Genomic DNA, 9,012 nt, shown 5'->3' with positions numbered 1-9,012 from the left:
GCCGTCGCCGAGGTACATGCCAAGGAGGTACGCGTAAGCGTCGGGTTGGAGCGAGGTGAAGTCGTGGTCGACGCCGCACGGTGATGACGAGCGTTGTTGCAATCGACGTGGTGGTCGACGTCGCCAGTCGCGGACCGTCGGTCGAGGAATTCCCGTCTGCCGCGCTATAGCGCAGTCGTTCATGCCGACCGCGATGAGTCGCTGAACATCGTCGAACTGTTCCGCAGACCGCATGATTCGATCTCCTTCCCAACATCAAGGTAGGAAGCACCACTGACATGTTCGCGATCGCAAAGCGGGTACGATCTGTCACGTTGCGGGCGTGGCGAAATTGGCGATACGCGCGGGCTTTAGGTGCCCGTGTTCGAAAGAACGTGTGGGTTCGAGTCCCACCGCCCGCACTGTTATTAGGGCTTCGACGTCTTGAACCGATTTCGGTAGGTGCTCGGCGTGACGCCGAGCTCGCGGTGGAACAACCGACGCAGAGATTCACTTGACCCCACCCCGGACCGTTCCGCGATCTGCTCCAGCGTTGCCGAACCGCCGGTGAGCATGGCGCAGGCCGCCTCCAACCGGGTGCGATCGATGAAGTGCTGTGGCGTATAGCCGGTTTCGGTGAGGAACAACCGGGACAGATGTCGCGCGCTGACGCCGGCCTCCGCGGCGAGGCTGGCCAACGTGTGGTTGCGAGCGGGGCTCGCGGTGATGACGTCCATGACGGCACGCACGACGGAGTGGTTCGTCGGCAGCGCTTCGAGTCGCACGCTGAACTGGGACTGATCGCCGGGGCGGGCCATGAACACGACGAGGTCCTTGGCGACGTCCCTGGCGAGCGCCGGGCCGTAATCGTGCTCGATCAGCGAGAGCACCAGGTCGATGCCCGCGGTGACGCCTGCCGAGGTGACGAACTTGCCATCGGTGACGAACAGCGCGGCCGAATCCACGGTGACGAGGGGAAAGCGCGCGGCGAGCTGACGGGCGAGCTTCCAGTGCGTCGCCGCTGGGCGACCGTCGAGCAACCCGGTTGCCGCCAACGGAAAGGCGCCCGCGCAGATGGAGACCGTCCGCCTGCTGCGCTCGGACAGGCCGCGCACGGCGTCGACGAGCGCGGTGTCGGTGATGCTGGCCTGCCAGTTCGGTGACCCCGGCACCAGCAGCGTGCCGAATTTCTCGGGCAGATCGTCGACGCCGACGTCGGCGCCGTGGCGGGCACCCGAGCTGGCCACCACGTCGGCGCCCGTCAGCGAGGCGTGGGTGATGCGATACCTCGCGCCGAATGTGTTGGCCGAGGCGAAGGCGTCGATCGGGCCAGCGACGTCCAGCATCTGAACTCCGTCGTAGAGCAGGACCACGACGTCGTGCGGTTCAGTGTCCATATCTGAGGGTTTCATGGCCATGTTGCCCGCGGCGACAAAACGCCCCTTCGGTAAATATTCGAAGGAGCCACATACTTCGAAAGGACAGAGAACATGACTGAGGCCATTGCGGGAGTATCGATCCCGGACAGCGTGCTGGTGAAGGACGCGACGGAGCTGATCCGTGACACCACCAACGAGCTGATCTTTCATCATTCGCGGCGGGTGTTCCTGTTCGGCAGCTTGCAGGCCCGGCAGTTGCAGATCAACCCCGACGGTGAATTGCTGTACATCGCGGCGCTATTCCACGACACCGGGTTGGTATCGCCGTACCGGGGCACCGCGCAGCGGTTCGAGATGGACAGTGCCGACACCGCACGGGAATTCCTGATTAAACATGGCTTCTCGCGTTCGGAGACCGACGTCGTCTGGACGGCGATCGCGCTGCACACCACTCCGGAGGTGCCCTACGGAATGGACCCGGTGATCGCCGCCACCACCGCGGGTGTGGAGACCGACGTACTCGGGCTCCGGCTGGGTGCGATCGACGCCGTCGACATCGACGCCGTCACATCGGCACACCCTCGGCCGAACTTCAAGGCCGAGATCCTGCAGGCCTTCGCGGACGGCTTCAAGGACCGCCCGGACACGACGTTCGGCACCGTCAACGCCGACGTCCTGGAACACTTCGTGCCTGGGTTCCATCGCACCGACTTCGTCGACGTCATCAAGAACTCGGCCTGGCCGGAGTGAGGGTGGCGCGCCTCAGCCGTGCGTCGGTTCGCCGTCGGTGGTGACGTCGAACGTGTTGAGGAAGTTGCAAACCAGTTGGTAGAAGCCAACTGTCAGCACCAGATCGGCTAGTTGTGTCACGGTGAGAACCGTGAGCGCGTCGTCGCGGTCGGAGCCGTCGAGGGTGTGGCCGTCCAGCAACTGGTCGGTCCAGCGCAGGATGCGCACCTCGTCGGCGGGCAGGCCTGCGGTCACGCCGCTTGAAGCAGCCGAGATGGCTTCGGCCGAAAGGCCCGCATAGTTGGCGATAATCTCGTGCTGATGGGTTTCGTACGGTGCGGCATAGCGGTAGCCCACCCGTAGGATGGCCAGCTCGCGCAGGTGTGGCGGCAGTGAATTCGCTTGAAACATCGCGTCGGCCATCACGAAGAAACCCGGCGCCAGACCGGGGGAGTGCATGACCATCCGGTAAACGTTGACCGGCGCGTGGCTGGCGAGAGTGTCCTTGAGAGTCTGCGGCAGGGCCTCGGTGTCGGGATAGTCCATGATCAATCCCGTCCGCGAATCGGGTCGCTGCCGTCCCAATCGACGGCGGCGTTGCGAATGAACTCGAACAACGCACCCTTGTGCCCGCTGATGTCCGAGATCTCGATGACGGTGCCCTGCTCGCGTTCGGTATCGAGGTACGCGAACCGGCCCTGCTCGCCGCCGATGCAACCCTCCTGCCCGATTTCGTAGCCGTCGGCGAGCGCTTGGTCGAGCAGGCCCTGGTAGTCGTGGGACCAGTAGGCGATGTGCTGCATGCCTTCTCGGCCCGAGTCTAGGAAGTCCTTGTACATCGACGGCGCATCGTTGCGTGGTTGAATCAGCTCGAGTTGGACGTCACCGGAGTTGGCTAGGGCCACGCTCATCTTCATGTCCGAATCGACTCCGCGGTATCGGAAGTAGTCGATTTGGACGTCATCGACGTAGAACCACGGCCCGACGCCGTGGCGCAGCCAGTTCTCCATTGCCGCGTCGATGTCGCGGACGACGTAGGCGATCTGGGCGATCTTGCCGAACCTGGTGCTCATCTCTTGATGGCCTTCTTCTGACGGGTCTTGGGGAGTTCGGGTTTGGGGTTGAGGCGAGCGGTCAGCAGCTTCTCGATTTCGGTACGGCAGGAGTGCAAGTCAATCCGGTCGTCGAGCAGCGACTCGAGCGCTGCGCCGCGGAGCATCGCGATGATCACCGTCGCGAGCCCGGGTGGGTCGACGTCGGCCGGGTACTCACCTTCGTCGATTCCGCGTCTGATTCCTTCGACGAGTGCCTTGCGGAACTCGCGGTCTGCGGCGACCATCGCGGGCCGCACGTCTGGCGATGGCGTGGCGACGGCGTCGGCCCACAGGACCAGACGCGCCCGATTGGCCGGCCGCAGATTGGCCATGGTCTGAAAATAGGTGTCGATCAGGGTGAGTAGCACGTCCATCGCCGAATTCGCTTCGTGCTCAACGAATATCGACATCTGAAACTGGTCGCTCACGCTGTCGACGAGACGCTGCATCATCGCGCCCTTGGAGCCGAAGTAGTGGCTCGCCAGTCCGCGGCTGTAGCCGGCGCGCTCGCCGATGTTGGCCAGGGTCACCCCGGCGGGGCCGATTTCGCCGATGAGCTCGGCGGCGGCGGTGAGCAATTTCTGCTCGGCTTCGTTGCGCCGCTCCCCTTGGGTGCGGCGGTCGCCTGAGGTGGAGGGCATGGGCAGAAACTTCCTTGTTGACCAACAAATACTTGTTGGTCGACAAACTAGCACAGGGTCGTCCGTGATGAAAGTGCACGCTGGCGGCGGTTACAGCCCGATCTTGCCGAGAGCTCTCCGGACGATGCCCTCCGACTCACCGGACGGGGGTTGTCGATCGGCGTAGGGCCACGGACGGTTGCGCTCGGGCACCGAGGACGCCCGCGCCTGCTTGAGTTGCATCCGCAGGTGGGCCCGTAGGTCGTGAAGGGCGGGGTCCGTCCATCTGTTGTCGGTCTCGATGGGGTCTGCAGTCAAGTCGTAGAGCTCCCACTGGTCATCGAGCGGATCGGTCCGGTAGTCCTCACCGCCGATGCCATTGGTGGCGAGTTGGCGCACGCCGGGTTCGGTCCAGGTCGACGGGTCGTCGAAGGTTCGCACCAGCTTCCAGAGATGCCCCGCGCCAGCACGAGCGTCGGTCTCCGCCACCCGGACCACCAGGCCCTCGAAGTTGGATGCCACGTGGGCGGGAATCTTGATACGAAGCGGCGCAGGGGGATTCACGGTCAAGCCCATCTGCCTGGCCGCTGCCGATGCGCCGGTGTCGCCTTCGAGCACGTTGTCGCGAGTCATCAGATAGATCGCCCTGGTGTCGTCGGCCGCCGCCCCATCGACCACCGGCATCAGGTCGCGGCCAGGGAGTGGGTGAACTTCCGAGAAGGACTCGGAGAGCGCGTCGGCGACGACGTCGACGTCGATCCCGGCAGCGCCCAGAAGGGTCGGCACCAGGTCGACGTGTGACGTCGGCGCGGCGACGAGGCGCGCCTGCGTCGCGTCCTCACCTATCCGGGCGATGACGAATGGCACGCGGGTCGCCTCGTCGTAGAGGTTGAACCATTTCTGATGCAGTCCGCCGTGCGCGCCCAGCAGATCGCCATGATCGGACGTGCGGACCAGGATGGCATTCTCGGATCCACCCTCGGTGACCGCGCGACGCACCCGGTCGAGTGGCCCGTCGACTTCGGCGTGCAGGCGGTAGTACAGGTCGCGATACTGCTGGGCATTGCGCTTGTAGTTGCGGCCGATCGCAGGTGCCGGGCCGTATCCGGAGTAGTAGGCCTCGCGGAACGCGATCTGCGCGGCCGGCTTGGTGCGGAGATCCTCCTCGGCAGTCGGCGCGGCGGGCACGTGCGGTGGCTCCAGCGACGGTGACGGTGTCAGCGGGTTGCGGCGGACCCACGCCGGGAAGAGCACGATGTCGTGTGGGTTGACGAAGCTGGCGACCAGCAGAAACGGGCGTAGGGCCGTTTCGTCACCGGCGCGACGACGCTCATAGCGGTCGTCGAGCCAGGCGACGATGCGATCGGCGAACAGCGGATCGCGGCGAAAGCCGCTGTTGGACAAGGCCGCACCGTGTGGCTCTGGCCCGACCCAGCCGGAGAAGCCGTAGGGGAGCAGCGGGTCGGCGTCGAGGTAGAGCTGCACCGCGGCCTGGTCGATGACGCCATCGTCATCGTTGGTGGCCAACGGTTCACCGGTTTCGGGGTCCTCGAGATCGGCGTGCGAGATGTGCCACTTGCCGTCGTAGTGGGTGTCGTAGCCCGCTGCTTGGAACCAGTTGCCGAGCGTCGGCACTTCTCCGGGGCGCAGCCAACGCAGCCGGGAATCGTCGTACCGCTTACCGATGCCGTCGGTCTGGGTGACCCCGTGCAGATCGGGATACTGACCGGTGAAGATCGTCGGCCGGCTCGGCACGCACGCGAGCGAACCCGTGTAGTGCCGCGCGAAGCTGACGCCATGCTCGTCGAACCAGCGCCGACCGCCGAGGGCCCGGCGTCGCCAGGCCAGCACGTCGGGCGATTCGTACGGTGGCACCGCGCGTTCCTCGTCTGTCATGAGGATGACGACGTCCGGTCGATCAGCCATGCGGGTGCTCCATTCGTCGGGCCAAGCCGGTGAGCATCGCGTCGGACTCCCTGGCCATGCCGCGGCACACGGCCCATTCGGCGGCCCTGGCGACCGGACCCGCGCCGATTTCGACCCTGCTGGTCAGCGTCACCTCGGTCGCATCACCCACCGGCCGCAGCGTCCAGCGATTGCCGACGGTGCGCAACCTCCGGGGCAGGCCCTCGATGTCGTAGGCCAGGGCCGACGACGGGTCGAACTCGGTGATGCGTTCCACGAGTACGTTGCGGCCGACCTGCACGCGACGCGTGGTTCCCAGGGGTTGGCCGTCCGGTCCGCGGTTGAGGATGCACGAATGATCGGCGTTGTCCGACCACGAACTGAGTGAACCGAAGTCGGCGAGTACGTCCCAGATTGTCTGCGGCGGGGCGGATATCGAGCGGCTGCGGCTGATGTCTGCCACCTCGCCATCAAACACCATCGCAGGTGTGTCTGACGGCCGAACCGAGCGGCGAGCGTGCGCCAACTGCCACGGGACCACGGCGTGTCGTGTACGGACACGCCCGCTCGCGGGGTCGGGCGCTAGATCATGTCCTTTCGGGTCAGCCAGCGCATCACCGGCCAGCCGACGAACACCGGCAGCCAGCAGGTGAGTACTCGGTACAGCAATACCGACGGCACGGCGACGGCGGCGGACACGCCGAACGCGGCGAGACCACCGATCAGCGCGGCTTCGACCGCGCCGACGCCGCCGGGGGTCGGCGCCGCTGAGGCGAGCGTGCCACCGATCATCGTGACGACGGTGACGGTCACGAACGTGGTGCCGCCGCCGAAGGCTTGGACGCTGGCCCACAGTGCCAGTGCCGCCCCGAGAGTGGTTGCGGCACAGCCGGCCACGATGATGGCAAGCCGTTTGGGCTCGCGCATCAAGTCGACGAGTTCGGTGCCCACCTCCTTGATTCGAGGCCTCAGCTCGGTGCCGAGCCAACGCCGAAGCTTCGGCACGAACGTGAAGACGCCGACGATGCCGAGGGCCACTCCGCCGATCAGGTAGAGCACCGTGGTCTTGGGCACGATGTGCGACAGGTTCGCCGTCGTCCCCGCGACCACGCTGAAGAAGATCAGCAGGCCCACGTGGGTGATGACCTGAACCGACTGCTGGAGTGCCACTGCCGCCGTGGCGCGGAGCGCGCCGAGGCCGCCCTTCTGCAGGAACCTGGTGCTCAGCGCGAGACCACCGACACCGGCCGGCGTGGTGGTGGCGGCGAACGTGTTGGCCACCTGCATGATTGCGAGATTGCGGAAGCTCACCAGTCCCGAGGCGCAGGCCCATAGTGCAGCGGCGGCGCCCACGTAGGTCAGGGCCGACACCGCCAACCCCAGCAACGCGAACCACCAGTTGGCCGTCCTCAGCTCCGAGAAGAACGCGGGCACCGTGCTGATGAACGGGTAGGCGACGTACACCAGCGCCACCAGCAGGACGAGTTGGATCACCTGGATTCTGGTGAACCGGGTGATGGTTTCGGCCTTGATCTGATCGGCACCGGTCTGGTGCATCACCTCGTCGCGCGCAGCGGTCATCACTGTGCCCGGATCGACGACCGACGTGCGGATGTGTTTCGGCAGAGCAGCTTTGGTCAGTCGACGGGAGGCGCGCAGGACGGTGCCCTCGTCGAACTCAGCGATGGCTGCGCGAACCGCTGCCTCGGCGCCGAAGATCGCCGTCGTCGACACCAGCAGCGCGGCGATGTCGGCCTGAAGGAGAACGTCGGTCGCGCCGTACTCGGCGCTACCGAAGCCGCCGAAGAGTGCCTCGGCGTCATCGACTGTGATCTCCATGCCGCGCAGGTCGCCATGCGAGATCTGGTGCCGGTGCAGGACGCCGAGCGCCTTCCAGACCGGCCCGACGAGGGACTCGTCGGCGGAGGTGTCGTCGAGCGCGACCCCCCGCGCTTGCGTGTGGGCATACAGCGTCCAGCCACGGTCGAGGGCAGCCAGCGCGACCGTCGTACTGTTCGCGACGCCGAGATCTCCGATGGCGATGGCCATCAGTCCGCGGTGTTCGACGGCGCGTCGCATCGAGGCGTGCAGCGGAGCGGTTTCGCTGTTGCGCAGGCGCACTCGCCGCCAGACCTGGCTCATGATTCCGCCGCTGCGCTGATTCGGACCGTACATCTCGACGATCGCGCGGTGCTGCTCACCCTCCTCGGCGCCCTGTGAGTCCTCCGATGCCGCCCACAACACCAACGGTCCCGGCCCGGCGGGGCGCACCACCGTCAGTCCCGTCACGGCGAATCCTCGACGCACCAGCGCCCGCACGGCGCCGTCGAGCGGGACTTCCAGCGCGGGGGTCCCGACGACGAGCACCGTCAACGCGCCGACGAACCATCCCACCGCGAGTCCCAGCAGAGACCGGGCGGGCACCACGGCACTGACCACGAGATGAATGGGTACGAAGGCGAGCAGCAGGACCCACCACCATCGGCGCCAGCGAGCCTCCAACCACGGTCCCGACACCGTGAGTACGGCAGCCAGCATCGCGATCCAGCGCGGATCGTCCAGGAACTGCGAGAGCAAGGTCCGCAGTCGGTCGTCGAGATCGAAGTGCCAGCGCGGCGCCGCGAAGCCGCTCGAGTTGATCGACAGTGCGAGGACGGCGATCAGACCCGCCGCGGCGTAGGCGCCGAGAAGTCGCCACTGCCGGGCGGTGATCAGCCCGATCAGGATGGCGAACGGCAATGCCAGGATCGCTACCCCGTAGGCGAGATAAACCAGGTTGGACTGCGTCGGGGTCAGCAGTGCCACGATCCCCGAAATCGACCGCTCGAGGGCCACCCAATCTCGGCGGGTGATCAGCGAACTGGTGATGACCGCAGCCAAAAACGCAGCTGCCAACCCCAATCGGAAGATGTCGTTGGTGCGACGGATGAGCGGTTGCAGCAGGTCGCCGGAAACGGCGATGTCCCGCCCGTCAACTCGCATGCCTCGAGAAACCTTCGGATGAATGCCAACCTGGTCGGTCGACGACGTGCGGTCAACCTATCCCAGCCCGTGCCCCGCCCCCGCGATTGCCGGATCCGAGCTACATGTGGGTGCCGCCGTCGACCCGCACTTCGGTGCCGGTAACCCAGTAGGCGTCGGGGGAGCCGAGCATGGCCACCACACTGGCGACCGCGTCGGGCTTGGCGAACATCGCACCGTCCTCGAGGGGCAGCGGGGCCATGATCTTGCCGAGCAGCGAGAAGTCCATGTCGTCGGGAAGCCCGGGCCCGACACTCTGCTTCGACTCGCCGACTCCGTCGGTCA

General features: G+C 66.1%; 9 protein-coding genes, 1 tRNA gene and 1 pseudogene. 2 read left to right on the top strand and 9 right to left on the bottom strand.

Annotation, left to right across the window (positions count from 1 at the left end; translation table 11 throughout):
* Window positions 1-234, bottom strand: a 234-nt coding sequence (locus QOD90_RS05670; protein ID WP_526347529.1) for a helix-turn-helix domain-containing protein, incomplete at its 3' end; no start/stop codon positions are given.
* Window positions 235-316: 82 nt separating this feature from the next.
* Between QOD90_RS05670 and QOD90_RS05665 the strand changes: the two genes are divergently transcribed.
* Window positions 317-401, top strand: a tRNA-Leu gene (locus tag QOD90_RS05665).
* A gap of 6 nt (window positions 402-407) precedes the next feature.
* On the opposite strand, the gene QOD90_RS05660 is transcribed toward QOD90_RS05665, so the two are convergent.
* Window positions 408-1,391: a GlxA family transcriptional regulator gene (locus QOD90_RS05660; RefSeq protein WP_526347527.1), complete on the bottom strand. Its 984-nt coding sequence runs from the start codon at window positions 1,389-1,391 to the stop codon at window positions 408-410.
* Window positions 1,392-1,469: 78 nt separating this feature from the next.
* Between QOD90_RS05660 and QOD90_RS05655 the strand changes: the two genes are divergently transcribed.
* The gene (locus tag QOD90_RS05655) at window positions 1,470-2,108 is read left to right on the top strand and encodes an HD domain-containing protein (protein ID WP_526347525.1); all 639 of its coding nucleotides are present in this window, start codon (window positions 1,470-1,472) and stop codon (window positions 2,106-2,108) included.
* A 12-nt stretch (window positions 2,109-2,120) separates the two neighbouring features.
* Here the strand turns inward: QOD90_RS05655 and QOD90_RS05650 are convergent, their stop codons facing one another.
* The 7 genes and pseudogenes from QOD90_RS05650 to QOD90_RS05620 form a co-directional block, all read right to left on the bottom strand.
* On the bottom strand, window positions 2,121-2,633 hold the full coding sequence (locus QOD90_RS05650; RefSeq protein ID WP_526347523.1) for a carboxymuconolactone decarboxylase family protein: 513 nt from the start codon (window positions 2,631-2,633) through the stop codon (window positions 2,121-2,123).
* 2 nt (window positions 2,634-2,635) lie between these two features.
* Window positions 2,636-3,160, bottom strand: a complete 525-nt coding sequence (locus tag QOD90_RS05645; RefSeq protein ID WP_526347521.1) for a VOC family protein — start codon at window positions 3,158-3,160, stop codon at window positions 2,636-2,638.
* A complete protein-coding gene (locus QOD90_RS05640; protein WP_526347519.1) occupies window positions 3,157-3,822 on the bottom strand; it encodes a TetR/AcrR family transcriptional regulator in 666 nt (221 codons plus the stop codon). Before QOD90_RS05640 ends, QOD90_RS05645 begins: the two co-directional genes overlap by 4 nt.
* A gap of 90 nt (window positions 3,823-3,912) precedes the next feature.
* Complete coding sequence (locus QOD90_RS05635) at window positions 3,913-5,727, bottom strand: sulfatase-like hydrolase/transferase (protein ID WP_526347517.1); 1,815 nt, start codon at window positions 5,725-5,727, stop codon at window positions 3,913-3,915.
* Complete coding sequence (locus tag QOD90_RS05630) at window positions 5,720-6,187, bottom strand: SRPBCC family protein (RefSeq protein ID WP_526347515.1); 468 nt, start codon at window positions 6,185-6,187, stop codon at window positions 5,720-5,722. Before QOD90_RS05630 ends, QOD90_RS05635 begins: the two co-directional genes overlap by 8 nt.
* Before the next feature lie 101 nt (window positions 6,188-6,288).
* The gene (locus QOD90_RS05625; RefSeq protein WP_526347513.1) at window positions 6,289-8,688 is read right to left on the bottom strand and encodes a lysylphosphatidylglycerol synthase transmembrane domain-containing protein; all 2,400 of its coding nucleotides are present in this window, start codon (window positions 8,686-8,688) and stop codon (window positions 6,289-6,291) included.
* A gap of 100 nt (window positions 8,689-8,788) precedes the next feature.
* A pseudogene (locus QOD90_RS05620) lies at window positions 8,789-9,012 on the bottom strand (short-chain dehydrogenase); the annotation flags it as partial.

The organism is Mycobacterium sp. (genome assembly GCF_032161845.1).
Taxonomy (GTDB): Bacteria; Actinomycetota; Actinomycetes; order Mycobacteriales; family Mycobacteriaceae; genus Mycobacterium.
This window is presented reverse-complemented; position numbering and strand designations above follow the sequence as displayed.

Excerpts from the sequence above, each read along its gene's own strand:
- QOD90_RS05640 (WP_526347519.1), bottom strand. The coding sequence starts at position 3,822 with ATGCCCTCCACCTCAGGCGACCGCCGCACCCAAGGGGAGCGGCGCAAC.
- QOD90_RS05630 (WP_526347515.1), bottom strand. The coding sequence starts at position 6,187 with ATGGTGTTTGATGGCGAGGTGGCAGACATCAGCCGCAGCCGCTCGATA.
- QOD90_RS05635 (WP_526347517.1), bottom strand. The coding sequence starts at position 5,727 with ATGGCTGATCGACCGGACGTCGTCATCCTCATGACAGACGAGGAACGC.
- QOD90_RS05645 (WP_526347521.1), bottom strand. The coding sequence starts at position 3,160 with ATGAGCACCAGGTTCGGCAAGATCGCCCAGATCGCCTACGTCGTCCGC.
- QOD90_RS05650 (WP_526347523.1), bottom strand. The coding sequence starts at position 2,633 with ATGGACTATCCCGACACCGAGGCCCTGCCGCAGACTCTCAAGGACACT.
- QOD90_RS05625 (WP_526347513.1), bottom strand. The coding sequence starts at position 8,688 with ATGCGAGTTGACGGGCGGGACATCGCCGTTTCCGGCGACCTGCTGCAA.
- QOD90_RS05655 (WP_526347525.1), top strand. The coding sequence starts at position 1,470 with ATGACTGAGGCCATTGCGGGAGTATCGATCCCGGACAGCGTGCTGGTG.
- QOD90_RS05660 (WP_526347527.1), bottom strand. The coding sequence starts at position 1,391 with ATGAAACCCTCAGATATGGACACTGAACCGCACGACGTCGTGGTCCTG.